Origin of the sequence: Streptomyces sp. NPDC060205 (assembly GCF_042728395.1) — a bacterium.
Taxonomy (GTDB): Bacteria; Actinomycetota; Actinomycetes; order Streptomycetales; family Streptomycetaceae; genus Streptomyces.
This window is the reverse complement of sequence record NZ_JBHWZP010000213.1, coordinates 1-16413: the sequence shown is the minus strand read 5'-3', so window position 1 is coordinate 16413 and position 16413 is coordinate 1. Positions and strand designations below refer to the sequence as shown.

Annotated in this window: 16 protein-coding genes; 10 read left to right on the top strand and 6 right to left on the bottom strand. The window is 71.5% G+C overall.

The window, feature by feature from the left end; all coding sequences use genetic code 11:
- Positions 1–56 precede the first annotated feature (56 nt).
- Positions 57–1073 carry an aldo/keto reductase gene (locus tag ACFWGJ_RS30010; RefSeq protein WP_387330891.1) on the bottom strand — a complete coding sequence of 339 codons (1017 nt, stop codon included), beginning with the start codon at positions 1071–1073 and terminating at the stop codon, positions 57–59.
- On the bottom strand, positions 1070–1534 hold the full coding sequence (locus ACFWGJ_RS30005) for a MerR family transcriptional regulator (protein WP_387330888.1): 465 nt from the start codon (positions 1532–1534) through the stop codon (positions 1070–1072). Before ACFWGJ_RS30005 ends, ACFWGJ_RS30010 begins: the two co-directional genes overlap by 4 nt.
- 96 nt (positions 1535–1630) lie before the next feature.
- On the opposite strand from ACFWGJ_RS30005, the gene ACFWGJ_RS30000 reads away from it, so the two are divergent.
- Both ACFWGJ_RS30000 and ACFWGJ_RS29995 read left to right on the top strand, forming a co-directional pair.
- Entirely contained in the window at positions 1631–2101 is a 471-nt protein-coding gene (locus ACFWGJ_RS30000; RefSeq protein ID WP_387330886.1) for a GNAT family N-acetyltransferase, read from the top strand.
- A gap of 81 nt (positions 2102–2182) precedes the next feature.
- A complete protein-coding gene (locus tag ACFWGJ_RS29995) occupies positions 2183–2998 on the top strand; it encodes a serine hydrolase domain-containing protein (RefSeq protein ID WP_387330883.1) in 816 nt (271 codons plus the stop codon).
- 94 nt (positions 2999–3092) lie between these two features.
- Here ACFWGJ_RS29995 and ACFWGJ_RS29990 read toward each other — a convergent pair whose 3' ends face one another.
- Positions 3093–3743: a pirin family protein gene (locus ACFWGJ_RS29990; protein ID WP_387330893.1), complete on the bottom strand. Its 651-nt coding sequence runs from the start codon at positions 3741–3743 to the stop codon at positions 3093–3095.
- Between the two features lie 84 nt (positions 3744–3827).
- On the opposite strand from ACFWGJ_RS29990, the gene ACFWGJ_RS29985 reads away from it, so the two are divergent.
- From ACFWGJ_RS29985 to ACFWGJ_RS29965, 5 genes are all read left to right on the top strand, one after another.
- Positions 3828–5033 (top strand): CdaR family transcriptional regulator, encoded by a 1206-nt coding sequence (locus ACFWGJ_RS29985; RefSeq protein ID WP_107018517.1) that lies wholly within the window; start codon positions 3828–3830, stop codon positions 5031–5033.
- A gap of 89 nt (positions 5034–5122) precedes the next feature.
- Entirely contained in the window at positions 5123–6040 is a 918-nt protein-coding gene (locus tag ACFWGJ_RS29980; RefSeq protein ID WP_387330879.1) for an ACP S-malonyltransferase, read from the top strand.
- A gap of 22 nt (positions 6041–6062) precedes the next feature.
- Positions 6063–7094 carry a ketoacyl-ACP synthase III gene (locus ACFWGJ_RS29975; protein ID WP_387330876.1) on the top strand — a complete coding sequence of 344 codons (1032 nt, stop codon included), beginning with the start codon at positions 6063–6065 and terminating at the stop codon, positions 7092–7094.
- A 71-nt stretch (positions 7095–7165) separates the two neighbouring features.
- Positions 7166–7414 carry an acyl carrier protein gene (locus ACFWGJ_RS29970; protein WP_055611752.1) on the top strand — a complete coding sequence of 83 codons (249 nt, stop codon included), beginning with the start codon at positions 7166–7168 and terminating at the stop codon, positions 7412–7414.
- Between the two features lie 174 nt (positions 7415–7588).
- Positions 7589–8884, top strand: a complete 1296-nt coding sequence (locus tag ACFWGJ_RS29965) for a beta-ketoacyl synthase (protein WP_210882932.1) — start codon at positions 7589–7591, stop codon at positions 8882–8884.
- 165 nt (positions 8885–9049) lie between these two features.
- On the opposite strand, the gene ACFWGJ_RS29960 is transcribed toward ACFWGJ_RS29965, so the two are convergent.
- A complete protein-coding gene (locus ACFWGJ_RS29960) occupies positions 9050–9544 on the bottom strand; it encodes a DUF3145 domain-containing protein (protein WP_107018521.1) in 495 nt (164 codons plus the stop codon).
- 198 nt (positions 9545–9742) lie between these two features.
- Here ACFWGJ_RS29960 and ACFWGJ_RS29955 point away from each other — a divergent pair, with 198 nt between their 5' ends.
- Positions 9743–10657 (top strand): SGNH/GDSL hydrolase family protein, encoded by a 915-nt coding sequence (locus ACFWGJ_RS29955; protein WP_387330871.1) that lies wholly within the window; start codon positions 9743–9745, stop codon positions 10655–10657.
- Positions 10658–10742: 85 nt separating this feature from the next.
- Here the strand turns inward: ACFWGJ_RS29955 and ACFWGJ_RS29950 are convergent, their stop codons facing one another.
- Positions 10743–13181 (bottom strand): glycoside hydrolase family 3 protein, encoded by a 2439-nt coding sequence (locus ACFWGJ_RS29950; RefSeq protein ID WP_387330868.1) that lies wholly within the window; start codon positions 13179–13181, stop codon positions 10743–10745.
- A gap of 171 nt (positions 13182–13352) precedes the next feature.
- Here ACFWGJ_RS29950 and ACFWGJ_RS29945 point away from each other — a divergent pair, with 171 nt between their 5' ends.
- Both ACFWGJ_RS29945 and ACFWGJ_RS29940 read left to right on the top strand, forming a co-directional pair.
- A complete protein-coding gene (locus ACFWGJ_RS29945) occupies positions 13353–13922 on the top strand; it encodes a TetR/AcrR family transcriptional regulator (protein WP_387330865.1) in 570 nt (189 codons plus the stop codon).
- Positions 13923–14069: 147 nt separating this feature from the next.
- Positions 14070–15389 carry a pyroglutamyl peptidase gene (locus tag ACFWGJ_RS29940; RefSeq protein ID WP_387330862.1) on the top strand — a complete coding sequence of 440 codons (1320 nt, stop codon included), beginning with the start codon at positions 14070–14072 and terminating at the stop codon, positions 15387–15389.
- Between the two features lie 2 nt (positions 15390–15391).
- Here the strand turns inward: ACFWGJ_RS29940 and ACFWGJ_RS29935 are convergent, their stop codons facing one another.
- Entirely contained in the window at positions 15392–16195 is an 804-nt protein-coding gene (locus ACFWGJ_RS29935) for an EI24 domain-containing protein (RefSeq protein WP_387330859.1), read from the bottom strand.
- Between the last annotated feature and the right edge of the window lie 218 nt (positions 16196–16413).

Below are 16413 nucleotides of genomic sequence, written 5' to 3'. Positions count from 1 at the left end.
GCGGGGCTGCGCCCCTGCTTTTCGCCCTTCAGGGGCGCGGGGAACTGCGCGGCCGGCTACTCCCGGCCCGCCGACGCGAACGTCATGTCGGCGTAACGCGTGCCCGCGACCCGCTCGGCGATGGCGTCCAGGACGCCGAGATCCGCGTCGGTCAGAGCGATCCGCGTAGCCGCCGTGTTCTCCTCCACCCGCGTACGCCGACGCGTACCGGGAATCGGCACGACCGGCAGCCCGTGCACCTCAGCCCGCCGGTGCACCCACGCCAGCGCGATCTGCCCCACGGACGCCCCGTGCCCCTCGGCGACCGTCCGGATCGAGTCGAGCAGGGCCGCGTTCTTCGCCGCGTTGTCCCCGTTGAAACGGGGCTGCTGCCGGCGGACGTCGTCCGCGGTCAGCTCCTTGTCGGCGTCCGTGAAGGAGCCGGTGAGGAAGCCGCGCCCGAGCGGGGAGTACGGGACCAGGGTCACGCCCAGCTCACGGGCCGCCGGAACGACCCCCGCCTCGATGTCCCGGCTGAACAGCGACCACTCCGACTGCACGGCCGCGATCGGGTGCACCGCGTGCGCGGCCCGCAGTTCCCCGCCCGTCACCTCGCTCAGACCGAGCTGCTTGACCTTCCCCTCGCGGACCAGCTCGGCCATCACGCCGACGGTCTCCTCGATGGGGACGTTCACATCACGGCGGTGCATGTAGTAGAGGTCGATCACGTCGACGTCCAGCCGCTTCAGGCTCGCCTCGATCGCCTGCCGGATGTACGGGCCGTCGTTGCGGATGATCCGCCGCGTCGGCTCGTCCGGCGGGATCGTCATGGCGAACTTCGTCGCGATGACCACCTCGTCGCGGTGCGCCGCGAAGAACGGCGCCAGGAACCGCTCGTTCTCCCCCCGCCCGTAGACGTCGGCCGTGTCGTAGTGGGTGACGCCCAGCTCCAGCGCGCGCTCCAGCGTGGCCCGGGCCTCCTCGGCGTCCGTCGGACCGTACGCGAAGCTCATGCCCATGCAGCCGAGTCCCTGCACGCCGACCTCGGGGCCGCCCGTGCCGAGCGGTGCCTTCGCGATCCTGCTGTCCGTCATCGGGACCTCTCCGACGCCAGGGCCTGCCCGGCGTCCGCATAGAAATTGATCTTCCGGTCGAGCACGGCGAGGGTGTCCTGCAGCTCGGCGATCCGGGCCCGCACGTCCCGCCGCGTCGCTTCCAGCAGCTCGAAGCGGTCCGCGTACGTGTCGTCGCCCGCGCGCACCATCTCCGCGTACCGCACCATGTCGGCGACCGGCATCCCGGTCAGCCGCAGCTTGCCGACGAGGTCGAGCCAGTCGAGGTCGCGGTTGCTGTAGCGGCGCTGGCCCGTGTGCGAACGGTCGATGTGCGGCATCAGCCCGATCCGCTCGTACCAGCGGAGCGTGTGCGCCGTCAGGCCGGTGAACGCGACGACCTCGCTGATCGTGTACTGGTCCCGGCCGTCGGGGCGCCTCGCCGTCTGCGGCGGGGCTACGCAGACGTCGGTCCCGGGCTCCGTGGTCTCCATCACCGTCATGACCTCCACGCTAAAACCTTGGAGTGCACTCCAAGCAAGCGGAAACGGATGAAATTCCAAGGACACGGGGGCGCCGCGCTGGCTAGCGTGCCGATCATGAGCCTTGTACGCCGTGCCGTGCCCGAGGACGCCGAGGAATTGCTCCGACTGCGTCAGGTGTTGATCGACTCGATGTCCGGGGCGGACACGTCCACCGGCTGGCACGCGGAGTCCCTGACCACCGTACGGGGTCGGCTGGCCGATCCCGACGGGGGTTTCGCGGCCTTCGTCGTCGACCATCCCGAGCGGGCGGGGGCACTGGCCGCGCTGGTGGTGGGGACCCTGGAGTACCGGATCGGGCGGCCCGGGAACCCGCACGGGCGGATCGGTTACGTGTTCAGCGTCGCGACGGATCCCGGTGCGCGGCGCCGGGGGTACGCGCGGGCCTGTATGGAGGAGCTGGTGGTGTGGTTCCGGCAGCGGGGGGTCGGGCAGATCGATCTGACCGCGTCACCGGAGGCTGCGCCGCTGTACGAGTCGATGGGGTTCGTTGCCAGCGCGGACCCTTTGATGCGGCTTCGGTTCTGAGCTGCGGGTCCGGTGGGGGCTGGTCGCGCAGTTCCCCGCGCCCCTGACGGGGCCCCTGCACGGGGCCCGTAGGCTCTGGGCATGTCTATGGAGAGCCTCGCGCTGATCGAGAAGTGGCCCGTCCCCACCGCCGCCGCGGCCGTCGTGCGGGCGGACGGCACCCTGCTCGGGGCCCACGGCCCCACCGCGCAGCCCTTCGCGCTGGCCTCCGTCACCAAACCCCTCGCCGCCTACGCCGTGCTCGTCGCGTACGAGGAAGGGGCCGTCGAGCTGGACGAGCCGGCCGGGCCCGAGGGGGCCACCGTGCGGCATCTGCTCGCGCACACGAGCGGGCTCGCCTTCGACGAGCACCGGGTGACGGCTGCGCCCGGACAGCGGCGGCTGTACTCCAACGCCGGGTTCGAGCAGCTGGGCGACCACCTCGCGAAGGCGACGGAGATTCCCTTCGGCGAGTACGTGAAGCAGGCGGTGCTCGAACCGCTCGGGATGACGTCGACGACCCTCGACGGCTCCCCCGCGAAGGACGGCGTCTCGACCGTCGACGACCTGGTGCGGTTCGCCGCCGAGGTGCAGGCGCCACGGCTGCTCGACCCGCGGACGGTCGCCGAGGCGATGACCGTGCAGTACCCGGGGACGAAGGGCGTCCTGCCGGGCTACGGCCACCAGAACCCCAACGACTGGGGCCTCGGCTTCGAGATCCGCGACTCCAAGTCGCCCCACTGGACGGGCGGTTCGTCCTCACCCCGCACCTTCGGCCACTTCGGTCAGTCCGGCACGTTCCTGTGGATCGACCCGGACGCGGGCATGGCGTGCGTGGCCCTGACGGACCGCGCCTTCGGCACCTGGGCGACGGAGGTCTGGCCCGCGTTCACGGACGCGGTGCTGGCCGAACGCTGAGACCGCGCCCCGCAGGAGCACCTTCAGGGGCGCGGGGAACTGCGCGACCGGCCCCCACCGAACCCGCAGCCGGCGAACGAACCCGTCCGCAGGGCTAACTCATCTCCCACAGCAGCAGCTCCGCCGTCCCGCGCGCCACCGCCTCCAGGTCCTTCGCGTCCGCGATACGGGCCGCGTCCCCGGGGCGCAGGACCTCCCCGTCCAGCAGCACTTCTCCGCGTACGACATGCGCGTACAGGAAGGGTGCGTCCGGGACGGCGGTCCGCTCGTCCGGGGCGAGGCGGCGTACGTGGAGCATCGCCCCCGCCTCCGGGAGGGCGTACGGCGTGGAGTCCGCGATGCCGTGGACGATCTCGTACGCGGGGTCGCCGCCCGGCTCCAGGGGAGCCAGCCACATCTGGACGAAGCGAAGGGGCACCTCGCCGTCGTTGCGTTCGACGTGGCGGACCCCGCCCGCCGAGCTGAGGCGCTGGACGTCCCCGGGGCGTACGAACGACTCGTGGCCCGTGGAGTCCCGGTGGGTCAGCTCGCCCTCGACGACCCACGTGACGATCTCGGTGTGGCTGTGCGGGTGCTCGTCGAAACCGGCGCCGGGCGCGAGGCGTTCCTCGTTGCAGGCGATGACCGCGCCGAAGCGGAGGTTGTCCGGGTCGTAGTGCGGGCCGAAGGAGAAGGCGTGCAGGGACTCGATCCCGGCCGCCGGGTCGCCTCCGCGGTAGCGCTCGTCGGCGCGCCGTACGTCCATCACGCGACCCACGGTAGACCCGCCGGGCGTGCCACCTGCGACCCTCCGCCGCATCCGGCCGTCCGGATAAGGCAGTCTTGTTCCGTGCCCGAACCCGAATCCAGCAACACCGAACGCGCCGCGCGCGCCGCCCACGCGCACACCGCGACCCTGAAGCGGCTGGAGAAGTCGTCCGGCAGTCTCGCCGCCCAGGCCATCGCACGCATGGACGAGACGCTGTCCTGGTACCGGGCGATGCCCCCGGAGAACCGGTCGTGGATCGGCCTCGTCGCACAGGCCGGTATCGCCGCGTTCACCGAGTGGTTCCGGCATCCGGACGCTCCCCAGGCGATCTCGACGGACGTCTTCGGCACCGCGCCGCGCGAGCTGACCAGGGCGATCACCCTGCGCCAGACCGTGGAGATGGTGCGGACGACGATCGAGGTGATGGAGTCCGCGATCGACGAGGTCGCGGCTCCGGGCGACGAGAACGTGCTCCGTGAGGCGCTGCTCGTGTACGCGCGGGAGATCGCCTTCGCCACCGCCCAGGTGTACGCGCAGGCCGCCGAGGCACGCGGTGCCTGGGACGCCCGCCTTGAGTCGCTGGTCGTGAACGCGGTCCTGTCCGGGGAGGCCGACGAGGGAGCGGTGTCCCGTGCCGCGGCCCTCGGCTGGAACTCGCCCGAGCATGTGTGCGTGGTGCTGGGCACGGCACCCGACGGCGACAGCGAGCTGACCGTCGAGGCCATCCGGCGGGCCGCCCGGCACGCCAAGCTCCAGGTGCTCACCGGCGTCCTCGGTGACCGGCTGGTCGTCATCGCGGGCGGCAGCGACAATCCGCTGGCCGTCGCGAAATCACTGATCGGGCCGTACGCCGCCGGGGCCGTGGTGGCCGGTCCCGTGGTCCCCGACCTGCTGGCCGCGACCCGGTCCGCGCAGGCCGCGGCAGCCGGGCTGAAGGCGTGTTTCGCCTGGCAGGACGCCCCCCGGCCGGTGCTGGCGGACGATCTCCTGCCGGAGCGCTCGATCGCCGGTGACCCGGCGGCGCGCGACCAGCTGGTGGAGGAGATCTACAGACCGCTTGAGGAGGCCGGGTCGGCGCTCCTGGAGACGCTGAGCGTGTATCTCGAACAGGCGAGCAGTCTCGAAGGCGCGGCCCGGATGCTCTTCGTGCACCCCAACACCGTGCGCTACCGGCTTCGACGTGTGACTGACGTCACCGGCTGGTCGCCGTCCGATGTACGTTCGGCGTTCACGCTGCGGATCGCGCTGATCCTGGGGCGTCTGGCCGATGGAGATCCCCAACTCTAGGCTTTTGTCGGGGACCTACAATTCCCCCTCCTGTTCTTCGTCCCTGTCCCCACGGGCGGCCGTGCCCGTTCACAAGAGAGAGTGTGAGAGTGCTCGTACTCGTCGCTCCCGGCCAGGGCGCCCAGACGCCCGGCTTCCTGACTCCTTGGCTCGACCTCCCCGGCGCCGCCGACCGCGTCGCCGCGTGGTCGGACGCCATCGGGCTCGACCTTGCCCACTTCGGAACGCAGGCCGACGCGGATGCGATCCGGGACACCGCCGTCGCCCAGCCGCTGCTGGTCGCCGCGGGCCTCCTGTCCGCCTCGGCACTCGGTGCCACGGCACCCGGTGCCGTCGCGGGGCACAGCGTCGGCGAGATCACGGCCGCCGTCCTCGCGGGTGTCCTGGACGAAACGGCCGCACTGAAGCTCGTGCGCAAGCGGGGTCTGGCGATGGCCGAGGCCGCCGCCGTCACCCGGACCGGTATGTCGGCGCTGCTCGGCGGCGACCCCGAAGTGACGATCCCGCACCTGGAGAAGCTGGGCCTGACCCCGGCGAACGTGAACGGCGCGGGCCAGATCGTGGCCGCCGGCACGCTGGAGGAGCTGGCCGCCCTGGAGGCGGACAAGCCCGAGGGCGTACGCCGGGTGGTGGCCCTGAAGGTCGCGGGCGCCTTCCACACCCGCCACATGGCCCCGGCGGTCGACGTCCTCGCCGAGGCCGCGACGGAGCTGTCGCCGGCCGACCCGAAGGTCACGTACGTCTCGAACAAGGACGGCCTGGCCGTCTCCACGGGGGCCGAGGTCGTCTCCCGGCTGGTCGGTCAGGTCGCCAACCCGGTCCGCTGGGACCTGTGCATGGAGACCTTCAAGGAACTCGGCGTGACCGCGCTGGTCGAGGTGTGCCCCGGTGGCACCCTGACCGGTCTCGCCAAGCGCGCGCTGCCCGGCGTGAAGACGCTGGCGCTGAAGACACCCGACGACCTCGAAGCGGCTCGCGAGCTCATCGCCGAGCACGCCTCGGCCTGAGCGCGTAAGGAGCCCACTGAGCATGTCGAAGATCAAGGCCCGCAAGGGCGCCCCGTTCGCGCGGATCCTCGGTGTGGGCGGCTACCGCCCGGTTCGTGTCGTCCCGAACGAGGTCATCCTCGAACGCATCGACTCGTCCGACGAATGGATCCGTTCGCGCTCCGGCATCGAGACCCGGCACTGGGCGGGCCCCGATGAGACCGTCGCCGCGATGTCGATCGAGGCGTCCGGCAAGGCCATCGCCGACGCCGGGATCAGCGCCGAGCAGATCGGTGCCGTCGTCGTCTCGACCGTCTCCCACTTCAGCCAGACCCCGGCCGTCGCCACCGAGATCGCCGACAAGCTCGGCACGGCGAAGGCCGCGGCCTTCGACATCTCGGCGGGCTGCGCCGGCTTCGGCTACGGACTGACGCTCGCCAAGGGCATGATCGTGGACGGCTCCGCGGAGTACGTGCTGGTCATCGGCGTCGAGCGGCTGTCCGACCTGACCGATCTGGAGGACCGCGCGACGGCCTTCCTGTTCGGTGACGGCGCGGGCGCGGTCGTCGTGGGCCCCTCCGAGGAGCCGCACATCGGCCCCACGGTCTGGGGTTCCGAGGGCGACAAGTCCCACACGATCAAGCAGACCGTGCCCTGGGACCGTTTCCGGATCGGCGACGTGTCCCAGCTGCCCCTGGACTCCAAGGGCGAGGTCAAGTTCCCCGCGATCACGCAGGAAGGCCAGGCGGTGTTCCGCTGGGCCGTGTTCGAGATGGCCAAGGTCGCCAAGGAGGCGCTGGAGGCCGCCGGACTCACTGCGGACGACTTGGACGTCTTCATTCCCCACCAGGCCAACGAGCGGATCATCGACTCGATGGTGAAGACTCTCAAGCTGCCGGAACACGTCACGGTCGCGCGTGACGTGCGCACCACCGGTAACACCTCGGCCGCCTCGATCCCGCTCGCTATGGAGCGGCTCCTGGCGACCGGCGAGGCGAAGAGCGGCGACACCGCGCTCGTCATCGGCTTCGGGGCGGGTCTCGTGTACGCCGCGACGGTCGTTACCCTCCCCTAGGCACACCGTCCGGAACTTTCCGGGCGGCAGTACCGCCACACCCTCTGGATACACAAGAAGGAGCGCCTGACATGGCCGCCACTCAGGAAGAGATCGTCGCCGGTCTCGCCGACATCGTGAACGAGATCGCCGGCATCCCGGTCGAGGACGTCCAGCTGGAGAAGTCCTTCACCGACGACCTCGACGTCGACTCGCTGTCCATGGTCGAGGTCGTCGTCGCCGCCGAAGAGCGCTTCGACGTCAAGATCCCCGACGACGACGTCAAGAACCTCAAGACGGTCGGCGACGCGACCGAGTACATCCTCAAGCACCAGGGCTGAGCACTCCGCTGAGAGTGCACTGCTTCGCCCGCGGGTCCGTTGTGGCTGGTCGCGCAGTTCCCCGCGCCCCTTCGGGGCACTGCCGAACCACACCGGACAGCACCGGACCCGCTTAGCCCCGCCACCCGGCGGTGGCGCCGCTGAATCCTCGTATCCGTTGGAGAAAGAATTCCCGTGAGCCCGACCAATCGCACCGTGGTCGTCACCGGTATCGGCGCAACCACACCGCTGGGTGGCGACGCAGCCTCTACCTGGGAGGGCCTGGTCGCCGGACGTTCCGGCGTCCGCCCTCTGGAGCAGGACTGGGCCGCCGACCAGGCGGTCCGTATCGCGGCACAGATCGCCGTGGAACCGGGCGAGGTCATCCCCCGCCCGCAGGCCCGCCGCCTCGACCGCTCGGCGCAGTTCGCGCTGATCGCGGCCAAGGAGGCCTGGGCCGACGCAGGCTTCACCGACAAGGCGGGCGCCGAGGCCTCGGACGCCGCCGAGCAGGGTGCGGCCGTCGACCCCGACCGGCTCGGCGCGGTCATCGCCTCCGGCATCGGTGGCGTCACGACCCTGCTCGACCAGTACGACGTGCTGAAGGAGAAGGGCGTACGCCGCGTCTCCCCGCACACCGTTCCCATGCTCATGCCGAACGGCCCCTCGGCCAACGTCGGCCTGTACGTCGGCGCCCGCGCCGGTGTGCACACCCCGGTCTCCGCCTGCGCGTCGGGCGCCGAGGCCATCGGCTACGCCATCGAGATGATCCGCACCGGCCGCGCCGACGTCGTCGTCGCCGGTGGCACCGAGGCGGCCATCCACCCGCTGCCCATCGCCGCGTTCGGCAACATGATGGCGATGTCCAAGAACAACGACGACCCGCAGGGCGCCTCGCGTCCCTACGACATCGGCCGTGACGGCTTCGTCCTCGGCGAGGGCGCCGGCGTCCTGGTCCTGGAGTCCGCCGAGCACGCCGCCAAGCGCGGGGCCCGCGTCTACGCGGAAGCGGTCGGCCAGGGCATCTCCTCCGACGGCCACGACATCGTGCAGCCCGAGCCGGAGGGCCGCGGTATCGCGGCCGCGCTGCAGCACCTGCTCGACAGCACGGACCTGAACCCGGCGGAGATCGTGCACGTCAACGCGCACGCGACCTCCACGCCGGCCGGTGACGTGGCCGAGCTGAAGGCACTGCGGAAGGTCTTCGGCGACGACGCCGACCACTTCGCCGTGTCCGGTACGAAGTCCATGACCGGGCATCTGCTCGGGGGCGCGGGCGGGGTGGAGTCGGTGGCCACGGTGCTGGCGCTCTACAACCGGATCGCGCCGCCGACCATCAATGTCGAGAACCTCGACCCTGAGGCGGAGGCCACCGCGGACATCGTTCGTGGGGAGGCCCGGAAGTTGCCCGTCGAGGGGCGGATCGCGGCCTTGAACGACTCGTTCGGGTTCGGTGGGCACAACGTGGTTCTTGCGTTCCGCACGGTTTGAGTGTGTGAAAGCTGCCCGGGACCTCTTTGAGGTTCCGGGCAGCTTTCGTTTGTGGGGTGGTGGGTGGGTGCGGGTTCGGTGGGGGCTGGTCGCGCAGTTCCCCGCGCCCCTGAAAGACAAAAGATTGCGCCGTTCCCCGCGCCCCCGGAGGCGGTTGCTGCGGGGCTAGACCACCTGGTGGAGCCAGCGGACCGGGGCGCCCTCTCCTGCGTAGCGGAAGGGTTCCAGTTCGTCGTCCCAGGGCTTGCCGAGGAGGCGGGTGAGTTCCGACTCCAGGTGGGTCTCGCCCTGCTGGGAGCGGGCCAGGGCGGCGCGCAGACGGTCCTCGGGGATCAGGATGTCGCCGTGGATCCCGGTCACCGCGTGGAAGATGCCCAGATCAGGGGTGCAGCTGTAGCGCTCGCCCTCGGCGGTCGCGCACGGCTCGGCGGTCACCTCGAAGCGCAGCATCTGCCAGCCGCGCAGCGCCGAGGCGAGCTTGGAGGCCGTGCCGACCTCGCCCTTCCAGGAGAACTCGGATCTCCAGGTGCCGGGCGAGGCGGGCTGCCGGATCCAGTCGAGGCTGACCCGCGTACCGAGCACGCCCGCGACCGCCCATTCGACGTGCGGGCACAGCGCACGCGGCGCGGAGTGCACGTAGAGAACTCCACGTGTCGTCACTGGCACCTCCGGACAGAGCGGGCACTTTGCGGCTTGGCGGATCGTTCAGTGGCAGTGCAGCCACGTGGCGAGGCTACCGTGCGGCGGCGCAAGGAGTGTGACGTACCGTCGCTCCAGGCGCCCGGAAACACGGAGGTTTCACCCGGGAGGACGCTCGGGGGTGAGCTGCCGTTGCGCGACGAGCGAGGGGAAATGGGGATGCGGAACCGTGGTCACCGTTCGCGGGGCCTGGTCGCGGCCGTCGTGGCGGCCCTTGTCGGCATCGCGGGACTGACCGGATGCGACGCGGTGGGCGGAAACTCCTCCGGGCCGACGGGCTCCGCCGCACAGAGCAGAAAGCCCTCACCGAAACCCACCCCGGACTGGGACCGCAGCCCGCGCTCGCTGGCCGCCGTCGGCGACTCGATCACCCGCGGGTTCGACGCCTGCTCGGTGCTGACCGACTGCCCCGAGGTCTCGTGGGCGACCGGCAGCGACGCGAAGGTGAAGAGTCTCGCGGTACGGCTCCTGGGCAGGACCGGGGCCTCGCAGCGCAGCTGGAACTACGCGGTGACCGGCTCCCGCATGGCCGACCTGCCCGGTCAGATGGCACAGGCCGCGGCGCGGAAGCCCCAGTTGGTCACGGTGATGGCCGGCGCGAACGACGCCTGCCGTTCGTCGGTGTCCGCGATGACGACGGTGGCGGACTTCCGCACCCAGTTCGAGGACGCGCTGAGCACCCTGCGGTCGGCGCTGCCGAAGACGCAGGTGTACGTGTCCAGCGTGCCCGATCTGAAGCGGCTGTGGTCGCAGGGGCGGACCAATCCCATGGGCAAGCAGATCTGGAAGCTGGGGATCTGTCCCTCGATGCTCGGTGACGCGGACTCGCTGAGTGCGGCGGCGACGTCGCGGCGGGACCGGGTGCAGGACCGGGTGGAGTCGTACAACACGGTGCTGGAAGAGGTGTGTGCGAAGGATCGGCGGTGCCGGTTCGACGGCGGGGCGGTTTTCGAGTACCGGTTCGGGACCGCGCAGTTGAGTCACTGGGACTGGTTCCATCCGAGTGTGGACGGGCAGGCGCGGCTTGCGGAGATGGCGTACGGGGTTGTTACGGCCCGTACGCCATCCCGGTGATGGGGGTCGCGTTGTCGGGTGCGGGTCCGGTGGGGGCTGGTCGCGCAGTTCCCCGCGCCCCTAAAGGCCCAGGGCTGAAAGTGGGCTAAAAGGTGAGCGGCGCCCTCAGGCGGGTGTCCGTGAGTGAGTGGGACGCCTCGATCTCGTACGTGCCCTTCACCGGGGTCCAGGTGTTGGTCTGCTCGTCCCAGGTCTCGAAGGCTCGGGCGGGGAGGTCGACAGTGATCTGCACCGACTCTGCCGGGGCGGCCTCGACCGTCGCGAAGCCCGCCAGCCAGCGGGCCGGGCGGTCGGGGGTGGGGTCCGTCGGGGCGAGGTAGAGCTGGACCGTCTCACGGCCGGTGCGGGTGCCCGTGTTGGTGACGCGGACCGTGACCGTCGTGCCCGTCACGTCGATCTCGTCGTACGTCCAGTCGGTGTAGCCGAGACCGTGACCGAAGGCGTACGTCGGGGTGCGGTGCTCCTTCTCCCAGGCGCGGTAGCCGATGAACACGTCCTCGGTGTACGGGAGTTCGCCGTCGGTGGGGGTGACCTCGGTGACGGGGGCGGAGTCCAGCGGGCCCCAGGTGGTGGGGAGCCGGCCGCCGGGCTCGTGGGCGCCGGTGAGGACGTCCGCGAGGGCCGCGCCGCCCTCCTGGCCCGGGAACCAGCCGAGGAGCACCGCGGCGACCTCGTCGCGCCACGGCAGTTCCACCGGGGAGCCGGAGTTGACGACCACGACGGTGTTCGGGTTGGCGGCGGCGACCGCGTGGACCAGGTCGTCCTGGCGGCCCGGGAGCCGGAGGTCCGCGCGGTCGAAGCCCTCGGACTCGACGCGTTCGGTGGTGGCGACCACGACGATCGCCGTGTCGGCGGCGCGGGCCGCCTCGACGGCCTCCGCGATCAGCTCGTCGGGGTCACGCGCGGGCTCCTGGTGGGCGAGCGTGAAGCTGATGACCCGCATGGGCACGTCGTCGGGGACGACGACGGTGTGGCGCAGGGACACGTCGTAGACGCGGCCGGCGGTCAGGTCGACCGTGGCGCGCTCGACGGGGTCGCCGAAGAACGTCACGAACGGGTCGTCCAGGTCGGTGCTCTGCACCCCGTCGAAGTACTCCGTGCCGTCGATCGTGAGCGTGAAGGCGCCGAGCCCCTTGATCCCGAACCTGTGCGGGCCGCTCTCGCGCGGGGTGAAGGTGCCGGTCAGTTCGACGCTGTCGAGGCGGTCGTGGGTGACGCCGTCGGGCAGGTCGTTGCCCATCCACTGGATGTGGCCGCTCGGCGCGGAGCGTGTGCCGATGACCTCTCCCCCGGTGTCGCGGCAGACCGCGCGCAGCTCGAACCCCTTGTCGGCTGCGGCCAGTTCCTGGCTCGGGTCGGCGCCGACCGCGTACGTCAGCGTGCCCTCGGGGAGGGCGGCGGTCAGGCCGTCGAGCGGGGAGACGACGTGGGCGGGGAAGACGGTCGCGGAGCCGCCGCCGAGGACGCGGGCGTCACGGGCGGCGGCGCCGAGGAGCGCGACGGAGTGCCCGGCGGGGACGGGAAGAGCGCCTTCGTTGCGGACGAGGACGAAGGCGCGGCGGGCGATCTCGCGGGCCAGGGACTCGCCGTCCACGGTCCCGGGCAGGTCGGTGACGACCGGTTGTGCGCCGTCCAGGATGCCGACGCGGGCGGCGAGGCGCAGGACGTTGCGCACGGCCTCGTCGACCTTGGCCTCGTCGGTCTCGCCGGAGCGGACGGCGGCGGCGAGCTTGTCGCCGTACACGGTGACCGGGCCGGGCATCGCGACGTCCAGGCCGCCCTCGATGGCGCCGACGGTGGAGCGGGCGGCCATCCAGTCGGAGACGTTGAAGCCGTCGAAGCCCCATTCGCCGCGCAGGACCTCCTCGACGAGGTGGCGGTGCTCGCTCATCGTGCTGCCGTTGACCGCGTTGTAGGCGGTCATGATGCCCCAGGGGTGGGCGTTCTCGACGATGGCCTCGAAGGGGGCCAGGTACAGCTCGCGCAGGGCGCGCGGCGAGACCACGTTGTTCACGGTGAAGCGGTCGGTCTCGGCGTCGTTGGCGACGAAGTGCTTGACGGTGGTGCCGACGCCGCCCTCCTGCACACCGGTCACGTATCCGGTGCCGATCCGGCCGGTGAGGTACGGGTCCTCGCTGTACGCCTCGAAGTGCCGGCCGCCGAGCGGGGAGCGGTGCAGGTTGACCGTGGGGGCGAGGAGGACGTGGACGCCCTTGCGGCGGGCCTCCTGGGCGAGGAGCCGGCCGGCCCGGCGGGCCAGGGCGGGGTCCCAGGTGGCGGCGAGCGCGGTCGGGGACGGCAGGGCGATGGACGGGTCGTCGGCGGTCCAGCGCACGCCCCTGACGCCGATCGGGCCGTCGGACATGACCAGTGACCGCAGTCCGATCCCGGGCAGCTCGGGCAGGGACCACATGTCCTGCCCGGCGAGCAGCCGCGCCTTCGTGTCCAGGTCGAGACGGGCGAGAGCCGCCTCGACCACCGCCTCACGCGCCTGATCGGCCGCGGTGGGCCGCGTTCCTGCCATGGCCGTGCCTCCTCGTTGAGTCCGTCGCGTTGTGTCGCGTGCGTTCCGTTCCGTCATCCGTCCCTGCCATCCTGCCCGCGTCACCTGTTGATCGGTAGGTTTTGTTATGTCCGCGTGACAAACGATGTACGCGCAGCCGCACGGAGGGCGTGTCCGTCGTACGGTGACGTCATGACGAGCGGGGCGCCCAGGTCGGCCAGGGGCACGGAGCGGCGTGCGGAGATCCTCCGGGCGGCGCTGGAGGTGATCGCCGAGCGCGGCTACCGGGGCGCGAGTCTGGCCGCGGTCGCCGAGCGGGTCGCGCTCACCCCGCAGGGGCTGCTGCACCACTTCCCCACCAAGGAGGCGCTGCTCGTCGCCGTCCTGGCGGAGCGTGACCAGTGGGACGCGGTCCCCGGCACCGGGTGGCGGCTCGAACTGCTCGGCCAGCTCGTCGAGTACAACGCGATGCGGCCCGGGATCGTACAGACGTTCTCGGCACTGCTCGGCGAGAGCGTCACGGAAGGGCATCCGGCACGCGAGTTCTTCACACAGCGGTACGAGGCCGTACGCGCGAACATGGCGCAGGTGCTGCGGACCGAGTACGGGGAGCGGCTGCCGAGCGGGCTCACTCCGGAGCGGGCGGCTCCGCTGCTCGTCGCGGTGATGGACGGGCTGCAGTACCAGTGGCTGCTCGCGCCGGAGTCCGTGGACATGCCGGCGGCGTTCCGGGACTTCCTCACGCTGCTGGGCGAGGACTGATCCTCGCGGGGGCACGCACCACGGGGGCACGCAGTCACCGGGCACACACGTCACAGGGTTCACGCGTTATGGCGTGCGTCCCGTGCGTCGCGCATACTGCCGCCATCCGACGACGTCCCCCCTCGCGACGGAAGGACCTGAACCACCTTGACGCACATACGTGTTCGGATCGGCGCCCTAGGCCTGGCTCTCATGGCCGGACTCGCCGCACCGCCCGCCCTCGCCGCGGAGAACCCCGCGGCCCCGCCCACCGTGGAGGAACAGCGCCTCGACCGGGCGGCGCCCCAGGAGATCCTCGCCCGGTCCGGATTCGACACGGTGGCGCCGGAGTTCGCGCGGGCGCTGAGCAGGGCCCGCTCGTACGCGCAGGCCGAGCGGCTGGTCGAACGGCAGGGCTCGCGGCTGTGGCAGCGGGCGGTGGACCGGGCCCAGGGCCGCGGGCCCGCGGGCGGCGACCTCAGCAGGGACGACGACCGGCCCCTGTACTGGGCGCGGCTCGGCATGACGCGTGAAGTCCGCCAGTGGCAGCCGCAGTTCGGGCTCACCGAGGCCCGGCGCGCGAAGCTGCTGGCCGCGCTGGAGCGGACGTCACGGGGCCAGGACTCCATCCGCTACCCGCACTCCGAGGCCAGGTCCGCGACCAAGGCCGAGGCCAAGTCCCTGTCCGGGGCCGGGTCCGGGTCGAAGAAGGTCAAGCGGATCCTGGTGACCGGGTTCGATCCGTTCACGCTGGACCGGGACGTGCGGATCTCCAACCCGTCGGGGGCGACCGCGCTCGCGCTGGACGGCACGGTGATCAGCACCGCGGACGGTCCCGCCCGGATCGAGACGGCCGTCTTCCCGGTCCGCTGGCAGGACTTCGCCGACGGAACGGTGGAGCGGACCCTGCGTGCCCACCTGCCCCATGTCGACCTGTTCACCACGGTCAGCCAGGGCCGGGTGGGCCGTATCGACATCGAGCGCACCAACGGGGCCTGGCGGGGCGGCTTCCCGGACAACGAGAACCTCTCCCGCACCGAGACCGTCCCGGTGAGCGACCCGGCCTCGCAGCCGCAGTGGACGACGACGACCCTGCCGTACAAGGACATCGTCGCGGCGGACACGGGACGCTTCCCCGTGTACGACAACACGTCGGTGACCGAGATCCCGGCGGGCGGCACGGATCCCGTCGTACGCCCCGAGGGGCCGACCGCGGGCTCGACGGCCCGGGCGGGCGGCGGGGGCAACTACCTGTCCAACGAGATCGCGTACCGCGCGACGCTCCTGCGGGACCGGCTCGGACTGGCGGGCTCGCTGCCCGGCGGCCATGTCCACACCCCGGTGCTGGAGTTCGGGGCGGGCAACACGGATCCGGCGAGCGGGACGGTCACCGACGCGCAGTTCGTGCGGAACCGGCTGGACATCATCGACCAGGTGCGGTCGATCCTGACCGTGGCGGCGGAGGCGACGCGGGACGTCACCGACTGACGTCAGTCGGTGAGGGAGCCCGCGGGGGCCTGGTCGTCCTCGTCCTCGTTCTCCTCGCGGGTCTCCTCGCCCAGCAGGTCGCGGGCCATCAGGGTGGCGCCCGCGACCGCGCCGGGCATCAGGAAGACGGCGACGAAGGGGACGAGGAAGGCGAGGCCCAGCGGGGTGCCGAAGCCCCAGACCAGCATCCTGCGGGAGCGGAGCAGGGTGAGGCGGTCGCGGAGCACGACGTTGCGGCGCTGCAGGGCGACCGCCGTCAGTTCCTCGGTGAGGAAGTAGCCGGTGACGAAGAACCCGATCACCGGGACGACGGTCTGCCCGACGAACGGGACGAAGCCGAGCGCGAAGAGCAGTACGCCCCAGATCACGGCCCTGGCGACGATCCGGAGGCTGTCGCGGGTCGAGATCACCAGTTCGCGCCAGAGCGGGAGGCCGGACTCGGGGGCCGTGCCGTCCGGGGACACGTCCCGGTCCACCGTCTCGGACAGGCTCTCGTAGAAGGGCTGGCCGATGACGAGGGTGACCGCCGTGAAGGTGACGACGGACAGGAGCAGGGCGAGGGCGAAGAGGACGGCCGTCAGGAAGCCGCGGAAGAGGCCGAGCCAGGGGCTCGACCAGTCGTCGGCGAAGGGGGTGGCCCAGGTGATGAAGTCCGTGCCCCACAGGGCCAGGGCGACCAGGGCTGCGGCGTACAGGACGAGGGTGATGAGGCCGGGGATCAGTCCGAAGCCGAACTGCTTCCCGTGCCTGGCGACCCAGCGCTGGCCGCGCATCAAGTACCTGAATCCGACCCCAAGATCACGCATGCGTTCACCCTACCGGGCGAGGCGATCCGTCTGCGGGTCGGTGGGGGCCGGCCGCGCAGTTCCCCGCGCCCCTCGGGGCTGCGCCCCGAAAAGCCAAAAGATTGCGCAGTTCCCCGCGCCCCTAAAGACCAAAGACAAAAGACTGCGCCGTTCCCCGCGCCCCTGAACGTGCGGGTCCGGTGGGGGTTGCTCGCGCAGTTCCCCGCGCCCCTCGGGGA